Origin of the sequence: Flavobacterium pasteuri (assembly GCF_048286615.1) — a bacterium.
Classification (GTDB): Bacteria; Bacteroidota; Bacteroidia; order Flavobacteriales; family Flavobacteriaceae; genus Flavobacterium.
Genome location: NZ_JBLVPN010000003.1, coordinates 277,208 through 295,823 on the forward strand (window position 1 = coordinate 277,208; position 18,616 = coordinate 295,823).

Genomic DNA, 18,616 nt, shown 5'->3' on the forward strand with positions numbered 1-18,616 from the left:
CAACTATGTTTTAAAAGAGTATACCCTATAATGTTAATGGAGCTATTCGCAAAACATAAAAAAGAGAGAAATTACTATGAAGTCTCTCTTTTAGTTGTTGTGATTAAGATAGTTGGTAAAATAATGTTGACCTATTTGTTGCAAGTAATCATTTGGAATCCAATGAAGTAATTTTTTAGTCAATTAAATTTTTAGAAAACTTTCCTGTAAATATTTTTTGGATTATAATTTATTCCAATACCAATTCACTTAATGCTTCTTTGCTAAAGCCTTTTAGTTGATCGTTGTTTCCGGCTTTTATTTTACTAACCCAATTCGGGTCTGATAAAAGAGGTCTTCCTACAGCTACAAGGTCAAAATCACCTCTGTCTAAACGTCTTGTTAATTCATCCAAAGAAGTAGGTTGTGAACTTTCGCCTGTAAAAGCTCCAAAGAAATCTCCAGAAAGTCCAACAGAACCTACTGTAATAGTTGGTTTTCCTGTGATTTTTTTAGCCCAGCCTGCAAAATTAAGATCATTTTCTTCAAATTCCGGTTCCCAAAAACGGCGCTGTGAACAATGTAAAATATCGACACCCGCATCAATCAAAGGACTAAGCCAAGCTTCCATTTCTTGAGGTGTTTTTGCCAGTTTGAAGTTATAATCCGATGGCTTAAACTGAGAGAGTCTCATAATTACAGCAAAATCTTCACCTACTTGTTTTCTTATTTCTCTAATCACTTCTACGGCAAAACGAGTACGTTCTGCTAATGTTTTTCCACCATAATTATCAGTACGCTGATTTGTGGCATCCCAGAAAAATTGATCAATCAAATAATCGTGAGCACCATGAATTTCGATACAGTCAAAACCTAATCTCTTGGCATCAGCGGCAGCTTTTCCAAAAGCTATGATTGTATTTTCGATATCATTTGTTGTCATCGTAGTACCATTGTTAAAACCTGGTCTATTTAGTCCTGATGGTCCTTCAAAAGGTACTGATGGAACCCAACCGGAATGGTGATTGTCCATAATTCCCATGTGCCATAATTGTGGTCCCATCTGTCCGCCTGCAGAATGTACGCCATCAATCACTTGTTTCCATCCTGCCAGAGATTGATCACCATAAAAGTGGGGTACATTGGCATCATTAGATGAAGAAGGTCTATTAATTACAGTTCCTTCAGATAATAGTAAACCTACTTCGCCTTCAGCTCTTTTTTGATAATAAGCTGCTACAGCATCTGTTGGTACTCCATTTGGAGAAAATGAGCGCGTCATAGGCGCCATTACAATTCTATTTTTAAGGTTTAGCGTCTTCAATTGGAAGGGCGTAAACAAACTATTTGTATTCATATTATTTTATAGATTAGATTCGATTATTTTGCTGAGTGCTGTAAATGCTTTTTCGTTGCGCTTGTAATAGGTCCATTGTCCAACACGAGTAGATTCTATAAATCCAGCACGTTGTAGAATTGATAAATATTCTGAAACGGTTGATTGGGTTAGTCCTGCTTTAGCCTGAATTTGTCCTACGCAAACACCGTGTTCAAAACCGGAAGCTAGTTGTTCCGGAAAGTTTATTTCAGGTTCTTTTAACCATTCGAGCATCAGTAATCTCGACTTGTTTGACAACGCCTTAAATAGTTCTATGTGATCCATGGTACAAATATATCGACTTTTCCCGATATATCAATTTATTGTAAAATATTTAGGATATATTTAAGAGATAGAGTAGTTGACTATTTTGGTTCCCTGATTGTTGTACAGGGTGAATTTATCTGATACTATGAAAGAGAAGTACCTCAAGGTATTGGATAATCGGATAAAGAGATTCTAAATATTTACTTGTTTTTTACGGCTTTCCGTAAATTTATAAATTATTTAGTCTTTACATTTGTTCATAATCAGGCGTATCTACGTATAAATAATCGTGTTAAAATCATTTATATTTGGTAGGTTTGATAAATAAAGCGAATCAAGAATTGAAATCCTTTTTTTGTGCCTAAACACACATTTTGAACTCTTGATAAGGATAATTAACAAATTGCAATACATACTATGGCTTTAAGCTGGAATGAAATAAAAGATCGTGCACTACGATTTTCTAAAGAATGGGAAAATACTACCAACGAAGAAGCTGATGCTAAACCCTTCTTAGATGCTTTTTTTGATGTATTTGGTATTTCCCGAAAAAAGATTGGAACCTTTGAACATAGAGTAAAAAAACTTTCTGATGCGGATGGTTATATTGACCTACTCTGGAAAGGAACGATACTTGTAGAAATGAAAAGCCGAGGAAAGAACCTGGACAAAGCTTTTCAGCAAGCCATTGATTATACTCATGGATTAAAACAAAACGAATTACCAAAATACGTTTTAGTATGTGACTTCTATTATTTTAGATTGTATGATACAGAAGAACAAACGACATTAGAATTTACGCTAAATAACTTAGTCCAAAACATCCAAAGTTTTGGCTATTTATTGGGTTATCAAAAGAAAACGTACAAAGAACAAGACCCTGCCAATATAAAAGCGGCAGAATTGATGGGAAAACTGCATGACCGCTTGGAAGAAATTGGTTATGAAGGACACCCGCTTGAAGTATATTTGGTTCGAATATTATTCTGTTTGTTTGCAGAGGATACTACCATTTTTGACAAACAACAATTTCAAGATTTCATAGAAAATAGAACTGCCGATGATGGAAGCGATTTAGCCGGAAAAATTCAAGAACTGTTTCAAGTGTTGAATACACCCAAAGAAAAACGCTTTAAAAATCTAGACGAACAATTAAATGATTTCCCGTATGTAAATGGGAAGCTGTTTGAAGAAGTCTTACCTTCTGCCAGTTTTGATACTAAAATGCGATTGGCTCTTTTGGATTGTTGTTATATCGATTGGAGTAAAATTTCGCCCGCTATTTTTGGTTCGATGTTTCAAAGTGTAATGAACCCTAAAGAACGTAGAAACTTAGGAGCGCATTACACCAGCGAAAGCAACATCCTGAAACTAATAAAACCTTTGTTTTTAGACGAACTTTGGACAGAATTTGAAAGTATCAAAGGAAACAAAAACAAATTACCTGAATTTCATAAAAAAATCAGCCAATTAAAATTTTTAGATCCCGCCTGTGGTTGTGGTAACTTCCTTGTGATTACCTACCGTGAATTGCGTTTATTAGAACTGGAAGTATTGCGGGCGACTTATAAATCTGGACAAGGAGTTTTGGATATTCGAGAGATTATATGGCTCGATGTAGATATGATGGCAGGAATTGAATACGAGGAATTCCCCGCTCGTATTGCCGAAGTAGCCATGTGGTTGATGGATCACCAGATGAATATGATGATTAGCAATGAATTTGGACAATACTTTGCGCGTTTGCCATTGAAAAAATCAGCAAGAATTATTCATGGAAATGCACTTGAAGTTAATTGGGAAGAAGTGATTGCTAAAGACAAACTATCTTTTATCATTGGTAATCCTCCATTTATTGGTTCAAAAATAATGAGCCAATTTCAGAGGAACCAAATTGTAAAAGAATTTGATAACATTCAAGGATGTGGTGTTTTAGATTATGTAACAGGTTGGTATTTAAAAGCTGCTAAATACATTCAGGATACTAAAATAAAAGTAGCTTTCGTCTCCACTAATTCTATTGTTCAAGGAGAACAAACCAGCATCCTCTGGGGGCAAATGCTAAATAAATATGCTATCAAAATTCATTTTACGCACCGTACTTTTAGATGGAGCAATGAAGCGAAAGGAAATGCGGCTGTATATTGCGTGATTATAGGTTTTGCTAACTTTGATACTAATGATAAACGAATATTTGAATATGAGAATATCAAAGGAGAAGCTCACGAAATAAAAGCCAAGAATATTAATCCTTATTTAATCGACGCAAAAGATTCTTTTATCACTAAAAGAACAAATCCACTTTGTAACGTTCCCAAAATGTATAAAGGAAGCCAACCTACAGATGGAGGCTATTTTCTTTTTACAGAAAATGAAAAAAATGAATTTCTATTGAAAGAACCTAAAGCTATAAACTTCATTAAACCTTTAATTTCTGCACATGAATTCATAAATGGGGAGAAAAGATATTGCTTGTGGTTAGTAAATGCCGAGCCGAGTGAATTGAAGCAAATGCCTCATTTGCTAAATAGAATTGAAGGTGTTAGATCGATGAGATTAAAAAGCACAAAACAAGCTACTGTAAAATGGGCTGATCAACCGACTCTATTCACAGAAAATAGACAACCAAAAAGTAAATATATTTTAATTCCTTCACATTCATCTGAAAACAGAAAGTATATTCCAATGGGTTTTATGACCGAAAATGACATTCTAAATAATTCCTGCTTGTCTATTCCAAATGCAACACTTTATCATTTTGGAATTTTACATTCAATAATGCATTTATCTTGGATTAAAACAACTTGTGGTAGAATAAAAAGTGATTTTAGATATTCAAATGAAATAGTTTACAATAACTATGCTTGGCCAGAAAATCCAACTGAAAAGCAAATAAAAAGTATTGAAGAAAAAGCGCAAAACGTTTTAGATGTTCGAGCTTCATTTCCTGCTAGTTCCTTAGCTGATTTATACAGTCCGTTAACAATGCCGCCAGCATTAGTAAAAGCGCATAATGAATTAGACAAAGCTGTAGATGCAGCTTACAGTAAACAAACCTTTAGCAGTGAAGCCAAACGTATGGAGTTTTTGTTTGAGTTGTATGAGAAATATACGGCTGGGTTGTTTGTAAAGGAGAAGGGTAATAATGGTAAAAAGAAATAATATGATTATACTAAAAAACAAAAAGAAAAGTATTGAAATTGAATTAGATAAATCAAAAATTATTTCAGCAAATATTAATGGCGAAATAATTAAAGATGATAATCCAAAACTTGAATTATCTAATGGTAGTAGAAAAATGACTTTAGAAGAGTATGTGGAAAAAGAAAAACGAGACTTTTATACTAACCTACTCCAAAATCAGTATAGTGAAATAGAAAATATTGTTATTCTTTCAGGAGCAGGTTCTTCAGTTGAAATTGGAGAGATTAATAAAGGTTTAATAATGTCTGATTTATGGGCTGCATTTGAAAAAGAAAAAAAAACTGAATTAGATACATTAATTCAAGAAACTGGGTTTGATAGTACCAGTAAAAATTTGGAGTTACTTCTATCTGAAGCAGGAAAGTTTAATAGTGTTAAAAGAAATCTTGACAAAGAAATTTTAGAAGTAAAAAATTTTATTGTCGAGAAGTGTACTCTTAAATTACCCAATAATTCTCCTCATAGAAAATTTTTAGATAAAATTACATTAAGATCACAGAAATATCCAAGAGTCAAAATTTTTACTCTAAATTATGATACATTGTTTGAACAAGCTGCAAGAGAAAGTATGTTTACCGTTATTGATGGTTTTACATTTTCTAATCCTAGAGAGTTTAACGGAAAATATTTCGACTATGATATTATAGAAACGCGTCATAATAGGCAAGATAAAAAGGATAGTACAATTTCAAAACTTTTCTATCTTTTTAAAATGCATGGCTCTTTGAGTTGGCAAAAAGTTGATAATAAAATTACTCAGGCTGATGAAAAAAGTATCAAAATTGATAATAGAGTAATGGTGTTTCCTCAGGACAGTAAATATGAGCACTCTTATGAACAACCTTATTTTGAAATGATGGCACGTTTTCAGCAAGCTTTGCGAACTGAAAACACATTATTGATTACAATAGGATTCAGTTTTATAGATAAGCATATATCATCAGTAATATTAGAGTCTTTAAAACAAAACCCTTCATTAAATCTAATGGCTTTTAGTTATCCAGAAGTTATTCCAAATGGTAATGAATATCAAAAAGAATTAAATACAATAGCGGAACATTATGAACATGTTACACTTGTTGCTGAAAAGTTTGAAGATTTAGCAAATGAATATCCTAAAAACAATGCACATAAAAGAAACGATATTATTGAAGAATTAGCTAAAGTTTTAAAATCAAAAAAGTAAATGAATCCATATTCAGAAAGTAGATTTATCGGTTTTGTCTCAATGGTTTCTCCATTACAAACAAAAGTTCATTTCCCATCTTCTGTATTATTAAAGAAATTTTTTAATGCAGACAAAGGATATCATGCAATTACAGGAAAATATATTGTAATTGAAGGAACCGGAGTAGGTTTTTTGGGAAAAATAACTGAGATTGCTTTGCCTGAAAAAGAACGTTTTGAATTAACCGAAGCTAAATTTGAAAAAGAAGTTTTTCACCCAACAGGAAAAGTCGAAATTTTACTTTGCTTTGACAACTATAAACTAAAAGCAAAAAAGGGATTAGACCAATTGCCTCCAGTTAGTGCAAAAGTATATTTATGTTCAGATGAATTTTTAGGTTCATTACTTACTGAGTTTGGAGTTAAAGATGGCTTAAAACCAATTACAATTCCATTAGCTAGTTTACCCGATAATGAAAATCATAAAATAAATGTTTCTTCACAAGCCTTGTTTGGAAGACATTGCGCAGTAGTTGGAACTACAGGTGGTGGAAAAAGTTGGACAATTGCAAAACTAATTGAGCAAGTTGTTGAGCAAAATGGAAAAGCAATTTTAATTGATGCTACAGGGGAGTATGAAACATTGAGTAATGGAAATAAAAAAATTAAGTATTTATCTTTTATTGATGGAACAAATCCAACTTATTTTGATTACAAATCAATGAGAGAAAGCGATTTGATTGCAATGTTCCGTCCTGCAGGTCAAGTTCAATTACCAAAGTTTCAAGATGCAATTAGATCACTTAGATTAAGAGAATTAATATTAAGCGATACTTCATTAACAAAGGACGAGCCAATCATCAAAGAAATACTTTCATATACTGATATAACAAGTGGCGGTAGTAATAAGTGCTTTTCAAAGCAACATAGAGAACGTAGTACATTTTCTCTAGCTTTTGAAAAGTACCCAGAAGTAAACAATGAAGATTGTAGATTTGATATAAACCATTTAAATAGACAAATAAATTTAGAATGTGTGTATGAATATCCATTTAGCAATGAGATGAATAACATATCACTAATAACAGGAAAAAAACCAACAATTAGAGACTTTGGAAATATAAATGATAGAGATTTAGGAAACTGTCATTCTTTAATTGCTAGGATTAAATCATTATTGTTAAATAAAAATTTTTCAAAAACATTAGGATTCAGAAAGATGGGCAGTCCTTTTTTAGAAATAACTTCTGAATTTGAAAATTTTTTTGATGATAAATCTGAGGAAAATATTTTAATAATTTCAGTTGAGAAAGTTTCAACTGAAGGAAATCTTCGTGAAATATTAGTAAATGCAATTGGTAGATATTTACTAGAAAGTGCATTGAACAAAAAATTTAAAGACAATAGTAAAAAAAGCCTTTTGTTGTTTTTAGATGAAGCGCATTTATTTTTAAATAAAAGAATTAAAGATGAATATTCTATAGAAGTTGAGTTAGATTCATTTGATAGAATTGCAAAAGAATGTAGAAAGTTTGGTTTGTTTTTAGTTATTTCAACACAAATGCCAAGAGATATTCCACGGGGGGTTTTAAGCCAGATGGGAACATTCATTGTTCATCGATTAATCAACCAACAAGACAGAGAGGCTATTGAGTTTGCTTGTTCTGATGCTAATAAAAGTGCCTTGTCATTTTTACCAATCCTAAGTTCTGGTGAAGCAATGCTTACCGGAGTTGATTTTCCAATGCCAATGATTTTGAAAATCACAGAGCCAAATATTAAACCCGATTCTAATACTCCAAGTGTTTTTTAAAAGATGAATAAAACACAACAAGCATCACCAATAGAACAAAACGAATATGTCAAAGACAACTTTGGTAAACACGTTTATATTCTTGATGTTGAAAGTGGTCAAAAACGTGATTCCATATTCCGATAAAAAACAAATATTAATTTAGTATGAAATCTAAAAAGACACCCAAAATCCTTATGTAGCGGATTTACAATCCGTTTTAGTAAAGGGATTTTCAAAAGAATATTGTTTTATTCTTATTTTACTAATACTGTTAATTACTATTAAATTTCACTTATAAGTGAAATATTTATTTATCTTTGCACTCTCAATACAACTATGGAATGTACAGTAGTAAAACTTGAAAACTTTAGTGGAACACATTCATCCATATATTCCGTGTATATTGAAGAGGAAGAAAAAACATTATTTGACAAATTCATTGAAGAGAATATTTCAGCGTATAATCTTGAAATAAAAGACATCGTTCAAAGGCTACTTACCATTGGAAAGAAAACAGGAGCAAGGGAGCAGTTTTTCAAAATAAACGAGGGTGTTCCTGGAGACGGTGTTTGTGCGTTATATGACGACCCAAATTCTAAATTAAGATTGTATTGTATTAGATATGGTAATGATATTGTTATTTTAGGTGGAGGTGGTTTTAAACCTAAAACAATAAGAGCATTACAAGAAGATAAAAAACTAGAAGCAGAAAATTATTTTTTAAGACATCTTTCAAAAGAAATTACTCAAAGATTAAAAGATAAAGATATTACTAAACCCAACTTTATGGATTTTGAAGGGGATTTAACCTTTAATTTTGAAGATTATGAAATCACCAAGATTCAGTAAAAATAAATAAAAACGGAAAATGAGGATACCATATTCCAATAAAAAACAAATAGTAACTTCGTATGAAATCTAAAAACACACCCAAAACCTACAATAGCCCCTTATTAGATTCTCTTATAGCAACTATTTCTAATGAAGAATTAGAAAGAACAGAGCGTAAAATGAGATTGGCAATTAAAATTGCAGAGGCTATTGAAGCTACTGGCTTAAAAAAATCGGAATTTGCCAAAAAAATAAATAAGAACAATTCAGAAATAAGTAAATGGCTAAGCGGTACACATAATTTTACTACCGACACACTGTTGTTATTGGAAGATGTGTTGCCTATTAAATTGGTGGATTCAGAACTTAATGAAAAGATAGCCATAAAAAATGTGCATATTGAAGTTGCATCTTCTGGTGGACTTAAGAGAAGTTTTAATTTTTCCAGCTTGCTTAATTTTACAAAGCTAGATATAGCGCATTCTTATTCATTAACAGCGTAAACATGGATATATCACAAAATATCAATTTTAGATTAAAGAACATCGAAATTGCTCAGTCAAGTTTAACGGCTATAGATTATGCACTTCCGGATGATGTTATTTTTAAATTCAATATCAATATAGAGCATTTGGTTAATATCGATCAAAATTTGAATGTTATTAAACCAACCGTTGCCATTTTTGTAGAAGATGAGCAATCTATTTTAGCCAATCTTTCGGTTAACTTGGTATTTGAAATTGAAGATTTAGCAAATTATGCGATTGAAAAAGAAGTAAAATTGCCTTCTGATATAATAATAGCTATGAATTCAATATCTATTTCAACGCTTAGAGGTATTATGTTTTCGACATTTAAAGGCACTTATTTGCATAATGCCATTCTACCGGTGATAGATCCTAAATCTTTTCATGTAAATAAATAAAAGATAGTATTGTAAGAAAATTCAAATTTCTATTGGCTTTTGTCTTTAGTGATTTTTTTTGTCGTTACCTCATTCATATGAATTAAGGAAGTACGGACTTTCTTATATAAATAAGGCATAAGATGCTTATAAAAGAAAGAGTTTTTAACACTTAAATAATCAACAAAATTGCAGCTAAAAATAAAAAACCTTGTAATTTAATTGATTACAAGGTTTTCTGTGGAGTCGCCGGGAATCGAACCCGGGTCCAAACAAGCAACTAAAAAGCTTTCTACGCGCTTATTTCCTGATTGGGTTTTCGATAGAGTGCTAGGCCAGAAACAGCCACACAATACTTATCTTCTTAATTTCGAAATCCACCCGAAGCTTATGGAAATCTAGGTTTAAATTTACGATTCACCTTTATCGACCGCTATAAACCAAAGCTTTCGAGGTAAATCCTGCTTCCCTATCTGATAGGGACGAGGCTAATCTTACTATGATTCAGATTATGCAGCAAGAGCGTAGTTTCCTTCGCCGTGTATGTGTTTTGAAACCTTTTATTAACGAGAATTGTCCCAGTTCTCGACGTGCTTACTTCTCAATTCGACTTGCTGTCAAAACCAGTCGACCCCTTTTTTATTTAAAAATCCAAAATTTGAATTTTGAGTTTGCAAATGTACACTTTTAAACTTGAATTACGACTGCTAAACTTCTAACTCTATTTCAAAAATCATTCCTAAAAGACTATTCATCACTTATTTTGAACGGATAATCACCAAATAAAACAGCTAACTTCCTTACATCGTATGTTTTTCGGGTAAATTTATTGGATAACGCAATTATGGTAACACTTTCTTTTTTCAAAGTAATGTATGTTGAGGTATTGCCATGCCACCAGCCATTATGAAAATAAAAGTTTTGACCCGTTTCCCAGTTGATCATTCTGATACCAAGACCGTAGTTTTTTGTCCCTTTGCGTTCGTTGCTGTAGCCTTTATATACTAGATTTAGCAACTTTGGTGTTAGGAAAGCGGAACTATTTCTTGCTCTATCAAATTTTAATAAATCACCAGGCGTAGAGTAGATGTTTTTATCTCCATAAATAGCATCTAAATAATCCTTTCCAATTTCGACTTTATTGCCTTTATAGGAAGTAACAGCAGTGTCTTTATCTCTTTCATAATCAAAAACATAGGTGTTTTTCATGCCTAATGGTTCAAAAATGATTTGTTTCATGGCATCTTTGTAAGGGAGTTTTGTAATTTTTTCAATAATTAATGCCAACATGGCATAATTAGTATTACAATAACTAAAACGAGTGTCGGTTTTGAATTCTAAACCAATATCCTTTGTGGCCATGATAGTCAGGATATCTTGATTGGTCAATATGTTATGTCTATCCCAGATGGTTTTGTCACGATCCGTAAAATAGGCATAATTACGCATACCACTTCTGTGATTCAGCAATGTTTGTATCGTAACATCAGGATACGGAAACTCTATCAAGATGGTATTTACCTTTTGATCTAAGTCAAGTCTTTTTGCATTTACGAGTTTTAAAATAGCGGTTGCTGTAATAACCTTGCTTACTGAAGCAATATGTAAAGGCGTATTTTTAGTAATTAATGTTTTGTCTCTAAAATTAGAGTAGCCTTCGTATTTTTCATAAATAATTTGACCATTTTTAGCAACTAGAAAACTTCCGTTTGCACTATTGTTTGGCCAGTTTTTTTTATAAAAAGAGTCAATGGATATCTTTTTTGAATTAATGAATTCGGCAGTTAGTTTTGTCTCCGGTTCACTTAACGGCTTCATCTTAGGTAATGTACTCTTTGGGAGCTGAGCATCATTTAATTCTATTTTCTTTTTCTCCTTATTGCAAGAACTTAAAACTAATAAGAGGAGGAATATATGTAGTATATTTGTTTTTTTTATAAAATTCATTTCAGTAGGGCTATAAGGGCAAATATATAGAAACAATGTGCTTTGATGAGGTTTTTTTTGAAACCTTAACACTATTTTATCAGTACAAGATAACTCCATTTTTGTATTATTATGGGGTTCAGGTAATAATAGTTTCTTGCTGGTTTATTTTCTATAAAAAATAAATTCAATTTAATTTAAATTGTTATATTTGTAACAAATAAACCAAATAAACCAAATAAAGTTATAATAAAGTTATAATAAAATAAACCAAAAGCATTAAAAAATATGAGATTCGGAATTTTAAAAGAAAGAAAAAACCCGCCTGACAGAAGAGTTATTTTCTCACCAGATGAATTGGCCAGATTGAAACAGCTGTATAAAGGTGCTTCTGTAAATGTAGAAAGTTCCGATATTAGGGTTTTTACAGATGAACAATATAAAAACTTAGGCATTGAAGTGACTAATGATATAAGTGATTGTGATGTTTTATTTGGAGTAAAAGAAGTTCCGGTAGAAAATTTAATTCCTAATAAAGCCTATTTCTTTTTTTCGCATACCATAAAAAAACAACCTTACAATAGAAAATTATTACAAGCCGTTTTAGAAAAAAACATTGATTTATATGATCATGAAACCATTGTAGATTCTCAAAATCGTAGGTTAATTGGTTTTGGACGTTATGCAGGAATTGTGGGTGCTTATAATAGCATTCGCGCTTTTGGAATAAAATTTGAATTATTTAAATTACCAAAAGCAGAAACACTATCCGGTAAAGAAGCCTTAATCACGCATTTAAAACGATTGGTTTTGCCTCCATTGAAATTTGTAATTACTGGAACAGGAAAAGTGGGTAACGGCGCAAAAGAGATTTTGGATGCCATAAAAATAAAAGAAGTTTCAGTTGAAAATTATTTGACAAAGAACTACACACAACCCGTTTACACTCAGATTGATGTTTTAGAATACAACAAACGTAAAGATGGACAAGTATTGGATTTCACGGATTTTTACGACAAACCACAAGAGTATATTTCTGATTTTAAGCGATTTACTAAAGTTTCGGATATTTACATTACAGGACATTTTCATGCCAATGAAGCTCCAGTAATTTTGACCCGAGAAATGCTTCAATCTAAAGATTGTAAAATTAAGATTGTTGCTGATGTTTCCTGTGATGTCAATGGTCCAATAGCCTGCACGCTTAGATCATCAACAATTGCAGAACCTTTATACGGGTATTTGCCAAGTGAAGATAAAGAAGTTGATGTTTTTCATCCTGCGGCAATTGTGGTGATGGCAGTTGATAATTTACCTTGTGAGTTGCCAAAAGACGCTAGTGAAGGATTTGGAGAAATGTTCATGGAGCATGTAATTCCTGCATTTTTCAACGGCGATAAAGATGGAATTTTACAAAGAGCCAAAATAACTGAAAATGGAAAACTGACTCCAAGATTTAGTTATTTACAAGATTACGTTGATGGGAAATAAATCCTTTTCTTTATAAATAGTAAACCTGCAATATAACGTTGCAGGTTTTTTTATGGAAATTTATTGGCTAACAATTAGCTTCATTTTAAAATATTATAAATCAATTAACACCTCAGAATTTAAGGACTTTGTGTAATTGCCTAATTTTGTTCAAAATTTAGAAATTTATAATGACTAAAAATATTCCAATTTCCCTACTAGAATTAGCAATAATTACCGAAAATAGCAATGCAAGCGAAACATTACAAAAAACAAAAGCGTTAGCGCAACTGGCAGACAGTTTAGGGTACTGCCGTTTTTGGTTGGCCGAACATCATAATATGGCACACGTAGCGAGTTCTGCCACGGTAGTTCTGATAGGTTATATTGCCAGTCAAACGCAAAATATCCGTGTGGGTTCCGGTGGTATCATGTTGCCGAATCATGCTCCGTTAATTATTGCGGAACAATTTGGTACACTCGAAATACTATATCCCAATAGAATTGATTTAGGATTAGGAAGAGCACCAGGAACAGATGGGTTAACCGCACAAGCGATTCGAAAAGATTTCTTTGAACAATCACAACTATTCCCTCAAAATGTTGCCGCGCTACAGGAATTTTTTTCGGAGGATAATGCTACTGCAAAAGTGCGCGCTTTTCCTGCCGAAGGAACTAATGTTCCCATTTGGATTTTAGGTTCCAGTATGGATAGTGCTGCTTTAGCTGCTGCCAATGGATTGCCGTATGCCTTTGCAGGACATTTTGCGCCGAAACAAATGTATCAGGCATTTCAGTTTTACCGAGATAATTTTGAACCTTCGGAGTATTTAGACCAACCCAAAACGATGGCTTGTGTAAACGCAATAGCTGCAGATACAGATGAAGAAGCGGAAAAATTATCCACGAGTTTGACTCAAATGTTTCTGAATTTGATTCGGAATGATAGAAAGCCTTTACAACCGCCAGTTGATTCGCTCGATGGAATTATGCGTGAAGAAGAACATTTTCATGTAAACCAAATGACTGCTTGTTCATTTGTAGGAAGCAAAGAAAAATTAGTTACCGAATTGAAGCAATTTATTGAATATACGCAAATTGATGAATTGATGATTACGAGTCCAATTTTTAATCATGAAGATAAATTGAAAAGCATTCGAATCATGAAGGAAGTAATGGATTCAATTAATAAGAAATAGCATTTGATAGCTTTTTAAAAACAAAAAATCCCTGCAATGTAAATTGCAGGGATTTTAATTTAGAACTCATTAATAATTAACAATTCATCATTGATAATTAATTATTTAAGGCTTCCCACCATATCTTCGGGTTTAACCCAAGCATCAAAATCTTCTGGAGTTACGTATCCTAAACGTACTGCTTCTTCTTTTAATGTTGTTCCGTTTTTATGTGCAGTTTGAGCAATTTCAGCTGACTTGTAATATCCTATTTTAGTATTCAAAGCTGTAACTAACATCAATGAATTGTCAACCAATTCCTTGATGCGTTTATAGTTAGGTTCAATACCTTGTGCACAATGTTCGTCAAATGACATACAAGCGTCACCTAATAATCGTGCTGATTGCAAGAAGTTTGCAGCCATCAATGGTTTGAAAACATTCAATTCATAATGTCCTTGCATTCCTCCAACAGATATTGCAACATCATTCCCCATAACTTGTGCGCAAACCATAGTCAATGCTTCACATTGTGTTGGGTTTACTTTTCCTGGCATGATAGAAGAACCTGGCTCGTTTTCTGGAATAAGGATTTCTCCAATTCCTGAACGTGGTCCAGAAGCTAACATACGTACATCATTGGCAATTTTATTCAATGAAACTGCTAGTTGTTTTAAAGCTCCGTGTGTTTCTACGATAGCATCGTGTGCTGCTAAGGCTTCAAATTTATTTTCGGCAGTTACAAATGGATGACCTGTAAATTCAGCGATGTATTCCGCTACTTTTACGTCATATCCTTCTGGTGTATTTAATCCAGTTCCTACAGCTGTCCCTCCTAAAGCCACTTCTGATAAGTGTGCCAAAGTATTTTTAACCGCTTTTAAACCGTAGTTCAACTGCGCTACATATCCTGAAATTTCCTGTCCTAATGTTAGTGGAGTAGCATCCATTAAATGCGTACGACCAATTTTTACCACATTGTTGAATTCAACTGCTTTTGCATGAAGTGTATCTCTTAGTTTTTCAACTCCGGGAATGGTAACTTCAACAACTGCTTTATACGCTGCAATGTGCATTCCGGTAGGGAAAGTGTCATTTGAAGATTGTGATTTATTCACATCGTCATTGGCTTTAATGAATTGTTCGCCTTCGCCAATGTTGAATCCCTTAAGAACTTGCGCACGATTAGCAACAACTTCATTTACGTTCATGTTACTTTGTGTACCTGAACCCGTTTGCCAAATCACTAATGGGAATTCGTTATCTAATTTTCCGGCTAAAATTTCGTCACAAACAGCACCAATAGCATCGCGTTTTTCGACTGGTAAAACACCTAAATCACAATTAGCATAAGCCGCTGCTTTCTTAAGATAAGCAAAACCTTCAATAATTTCTTTTGGCATGGAAGCCGATGGACCTATTTTGAAGTTGTTTCTTGAACGTTCTGTTTGTGCGCCCCAATATTTATCAGCTGGAACTTGCACTTCACCCATGGTGTCTTTTTCTATTCTGAATTTCATTTCTTGTTATTTAAAAATAATTATGTCGTTTACTACGTTTTAGCCCCGATGATCCCGAAGCTTCGGGAGAAATCCTTTTCTTTTTTCTGTCAAAAAGAAAAGATTAGAGTGTACAGCGGGAAACAGCTCCAAATTCTGAGCTCAAAAATACGGATAATTCCTTTTTTATAAAAATTGATTGGTAGTTTTTATGTTTTTTTATTGGTACGAAAAGGAATTAAACTTACATTTGTGGCTACATTCAAAAATTCCGGAAAACATGTTTGAATTTTCACAGTACTTAGGCTTTTTACTTTTCTTAACCATTCTTACTATAGGATTTTGGTTGATGTTTTTTCTTGTAGGTTTCGTTCAATATTGGATTGGTGGAGCTTTATGGGAAAGATATAAAGAAAGAAAAGCGAAGAAAGAACAATCAGTTTAATCTGTTTGTTAAATAAAAAAAGGACTCATTTTCATGGGCCCTTTTTTTTATGGATTAAAACAATCTCCTATTTTACTAAAGGAAAAGGACCCATTTACACAAGTCCTTAATTTTTTATCCTTGAAAATCTCCTTCATTTTCACCTTGATTTCGCTTAGGTTGTTGTTCTCTTTCGTTTTTCTGTTTGTTAAAACGATATGTGAACGATAAGCTGAACTGTCTTTCTCTCCATTGCATTTCGCTGTAAGAACTTACTATTCCAGGAAGATTACTTTCCATGATTCTTTTTCTGGAATTTAATACATCACTTACGTTGAATGATAGCGTTCCTTTGTCTTTTAAGACGTCTTTACTGAATGCTATGTTTGCTGCAAAAATTCCTAAGCTTCTTCCTTGTGCATTATTTTGTGGACCATTATAGGTTGCATTAGTCTGCCAGTCGATTTTGTATGGTAATGTGATTTTAGATGTTAGTCTTGTAGACCATGAAGTTGCTACGTTATCAAAATTTTGTACAATTTCAGTATTGTTAAAATCTGTATAGGTAAAATCTCCCTGCGTTTCGTTTCTGAAGAAATTGAAATTACTGTTTAATTTCCACCATTTATATGGAGAATAGTTTAATGTAAATTCAAATCCTGTTCTATATTCAGTTGCCAAGTTGATTGGAGAACTGATTAAGATAGGTGTTCCGTTAATAAAATCACCTGATTCTCTTCTTGCAAATTGAAAAACATCAGTAGTTTTATTTACATACAGGGAAGTATTGAAGGTTAATTTGTCCCATCTTTTGATGTAACCAAAATCAATAGCATCTGAAAATGCTGGATCTAAATCTGGATTTCCAACAAAAATGTTGATGTTACTCGACAAGTTGCTGAATGGGTTCAACATTCTTCCTCTTGGTCTTTGAATTCTTCGGCTATAGCTTAAAGAAGCACTACTTTTATCTGATATTTCATAAGTGAAGAAAGCACTTGGGAAAAAGTTATTGTATTTTTTAGTGTTGAAATCATTAGTTGCTAATTGATTGATTTCAATATTAGAATCCTCAAAACGTAAACCAAATAGAGCTGAAAATTTATTGATTTTTACACCATATTGAGTGTAAAGCGCATTTACTTTCTCCTTGTATTCTAATGTATTGGTGAAGTTTTCATTGATTACTCCATCATTTTCAACTCTATAATCGGTGAGTAATTCTGAGAAATCACCACGGTAACCTGCCTCAAATTGACTTCCTTTTCCAAGAGGTAAAACATAGTCCATTTGAAGTAAACTTCTGCTTTGAGTTTGATTGTTGATGGTATTGTCAAATTTTACCACACTTGTATTTGTGGCTGTATCTGTAATTAATGCATCGTTGATGTCATCATTAGTTGAGAAGGAACCGTCAAATGTTAATTTATGACCGTCTTTTTTAAATCTCTTAGTGAAGTTTGTGGCAAATTCTACGTTTTCACTGTCGCTATTTTCTAAATTGATGCGATTACGGGTGTAGTCATAATTAAATCCTGAATCATAATTATTTTGGAAAACGTTGTCAACGTTGTTACCATTACTTTTTCGGTAGTTGAAGGTATTGGTCCAGGAAATGCTTTCGCTTAGATACCATTCCATTCCAAAGTTTCCATTATACCCTTTATTATCTCTTTCGTTATCTCTAGTTTCATTTACATAATTTCGAGTTGAATTGTCAGCGTTTAAATATCTTGAATCTGTAAATGCATTTCCAGGATTGCTGCGATCATTGTATCCTTGAGTAGTAAAAAGATTAAAGTTCTTAGATTTATAGTTTAAGGTACCGCTTAAACCGTATGCTTCAGGATATCCTGTTGAAGCTATAAAAGTTCCATTTAAACCTTGATTTTTACCTTTTTTCAAGATAATATTTAATAAACCACCGCCACCTTCGGCATCATATCGTGCAGATGGATTGGTAATAACTTCTACTTTGTCAATTGCATCAGCTGGAATTAATCGCAAGGCTTCAGCAATATTAATAGCATTTGAAGGCTTGCCATCAATAAGAACTCTGACATTTTCATTTCCACGCAGGCTTACATTTCCTTCGACATCCACAGCAACAGAAGGGATGTTGTCTAAAACATCACTTACAGTTCCTCCTTTTACCATAAGGTCATTCCCTACGTTATAAACTTTTTTATCTAATTTGATTTCAACAGTTGTTTTCTCAGAACGTATAACAACTTCATTCAATTGATTCGCATCCTCATCTAAACTAATTAGACCTAAACTAGTACTTTTTTGAAGGTTCTTTTGTTTAATTTCGTTTACTTTAAAAGATATAAACTCAATTTTTATATCATAAACACCCGGTTTAATCTCAATATCAAATTCCCCATTTAGATTTGTAATTCCACCAGCAACTGGTTTTGGATTGTTTGGAATTAAAAAAGTAATTGTTGCGTATTCAAGTGGTTGTTTGCTTATTTTCTCAATTACCTTACCTGTTATTTTAATTTTTGGAATTGCAGGACCTTGCGGTGCTTGAGCAAAACTAAACAGGGTCGTAAAAAAGAGAACAAGAATTAAAACGGATTTCATTTTTT

Annotated in this window: 15 protein-coding genes and 1 other RNA gene; 10 read left to right on the forward strand and 6 right to left on the reverse strand. The window is 32.8% G+C overall.

Annotation, left to right across the window (positions count from 1 at the left end; all coding sequences use genetic code 11):
• Positions 1 to 229: 229 nt before the first annotated feature.
• A complete protein-coding gene (locus tag ACNQF6_RS06210) occupies positions 230 to 1,336 on the reverse strand; it encodes an NADH:flavin oxidoreductase (RefSeq protein ID WP_417964221.1) in 1,107 nt (368 codons plus the stop codon).
• Positions 1,337 to 1,342: 6 nt separating this feature from the next.
• Positions 1,343 to 1,642: an ArsR/SmtB family transcription factor gene (locus tag ACNQF6_RS06215; protein WP_417964223.1), complete on the reverse strand. Its 300-nt coding sequence runs from the start codon at positions 1,640 to 1,642 to the stop codon at positions 1,343 to 1,345.
• Between the two features lie 399 nt (positions 1,643 to 2,041).
• Here ACNQF6_RS06215 and ACNQF6_RS06220 point away from each other — a divergent pair, with 399 nt between their 5' ends.
• The 7 genes from ACNQF6_RS06220 to ACNQF6_RS06250 all read left to right on the forward strand — a co-directional run bounded on the left by ACNQF6_RS06220 (position 2,042) and on the right by ACNQF6_RS06250 (position 9,546).
• Positions 2,042 to 4,786, forward strand: a complete 2,745-nt coding sequence (locus ACNQF6_RS06220) for a DNA methyltransferase (protein WP_417964225.1) — start codon at positions 2,042 to 2,044, stop codon at positions 4,784 to 4,786.
• Position 4,787: 1 nt separating this feature from the next.
• The gene (locus ACNQF6_RS06225; protein ID WP_417964227.1) at positions 4,788 to 6,014 is read left to right on the forward strand and encodes an SIR2 family protein; all 1,227 of its coding nucleotides are present in this window, start codon (positions 4,788 to 4,790) and stop codon (positions 6,012 to 6,014) included.
• Between the two features lie 174 nt (positions 6,015 to 6,188).
• Positions 6,189 to 7,808 carry an ATP-binding protein gene (locus ACNQF6_RS06230; protein ID WP_417964230.1) on the forward strand — a complete coding sequence of 540 codons (1,620 nt, stop codon included), beginning with the start codon at positions 6,189 to 6,191 and terminating at the stop codon, positions 7,806 to 7,808.
• A 3-nt stretch (positions 7,809 to 7,811) separates the two neighbouring features.
• The gene (locus ACNQF6_RS06235) at positions 7,812 to 7,934 is read left to right on the forward strand and encodes a hypothetical protein (RefSeq protein ID WP_417964232.1); all 123 of its coding nucleotides are present in this window, start codon (positions 7,812 to 7,814) and stop codon (positions 7,932 to 7,934) included.
• Between the two features lie 192 nt (positions 7,935 to 8,126).
• Positions 8,127 to 8,639, forward strand: coding sequence for a hypothetical protein (locus tag ACNQF6_RS06240; protein ID WP_417964234.1), 513 nt, complete (start codon positions 8,127 to 8,129; stop codon positions 8,637 to 8,639).
• A gap of 62 nt (positions 8,640 to 8,701) precedes the next feature.
• A complete protein-coding gene (locus ACNQF6_RS06245; protein WP_417964236.1) occupies positions 8,702 to 9,124 on the forward strand; it encodes a helix-turn-helix domain-containing protein in 423 nt (140 codons plus the stop codon).
• A gap of 2 nt (positions 9,125 to 9,126) precedes the next feature.
• Positions 9,127 to 9,546: a hypothetical protein gene (locus ACNQF6_RS06250; RefSeq protein WP_417964238.1), complete on the forward strand. Its 420-nt coding sequence runs from the start codon at positions 9,127 to 9,129 to the stop codon at positions 9,544 to 9,546.
• Between the two features lie 217 nt (positions 9,547 to 9,763).
• On the opposite strand, the gene ssrA is transcribed toward ACNQF6_RS06250, so the two are convergent.
• Together ssrA and ACNQF6_RS06260 are read right to left on the reverse strand one after the other, a co-directional pair.
• Positions 9,764 to 10,160: a transfer-messenger RNA gene (ssrA, locus tag ACNQF6_RS06255) on the reverse strand.
• Positions 10,161 to 10,272: 112 nt separating this feature from the next.
• Complete coding sequence (locus ACNQF6_RS06260) at positions 10,273 to 11,472, reverse strand: serine hydrolase domain-containing protein (RefSeq protein ID WP_417964240.1); 1,200 nt, start codon at positions 11,470 to 11,472, stop codon at positions 10,273 to 10,275.
• Positions 11,473 to 11,739: 267 nt separating this feature from the next.
• Here ACNQF6_RS06260 and ACNQF6_RS06265 point away from each other — a divergent pair, with 267 nt between their 5' ends.
• The gene (locus tag ACNQF6_RS06265) at positions 11,740 to 12,942 is read left to right on the forward strand and encodes an NAD(P)-dependent oxidoreductase (protein ID WP_417964242.1); all 1,203 of its coding nucleotides are present in this window, start codon (positions 11,740 to 11,742) and stop codon (positions 12,940 to 12,942) included.
• A gap of 170 nt (positions 12,943 to 13,112) precedes the next feature.
• On the forward strand, positions 13,113 to 14,120 hold the full coding sequence (locus ACNQF6_RS06270; protein WP_417964244.1) for an LLM class flavin-dependent oxidoreductase: 1,008 nt from the start codon (positions 13,113 to 13,115) through the stop codon (positions 14,118 to 14,120).
• A 101-nt stretch (positions 14,121 to 14,221) separates the two neighbouring features.
• On the opposite strand, the gene fumC is transcribed toward ACNQF6_RS06270, so the two are convergent.
• Positions 14,222 to 15,619, reverse strand: coding sequence for a class II fumarate hydratase (gene fumC / locus ACNQF6_RS06275; RefSeq protein WP_315208276.1), 1,398 nt, complete (start codon positions 15,617 to 15,619; stop codon positions 14,222 to 14,224).
• A gap of 259 nt (positions 15,620 to 15,878) precedes the next feature.
• On the opposite strand from fumC, the gene ACNQF6_RS06280 reads away from it, so the two are divergent.
• On the forward strand, positions 15,879 to 16,043 hold the full coding sequence (locus tag ACNQF6_RS06280) for a hypothetical protein (protein WP_099716357.1): 165 nt from the start codon (positions 15,879 to 15,881) through the stop codon (positions 16,041 to 16,043).
• Positions 16,044 to 16,157: 114 nt separating this feature from the next.
• Here ACNQF6_RS06280 and ACNQF6_RS06285 read toward each other — a convergent pair whose 3' ends face one another.
• Positions 16,158 to 18,611: a TonB-dependent receptor gene (locus tag ACNQF6_RS06285; RefSeq protein WP_417964246.1), complete on the reverse strand. Its 2,454-nt coding sequence runs from the start codon at positions 18,609 to 18,611 to the stop codon at positions 16,158 to 16,160.
• Positions 18,612 to 18,616 lie beyond the last annotated feature (5 nt).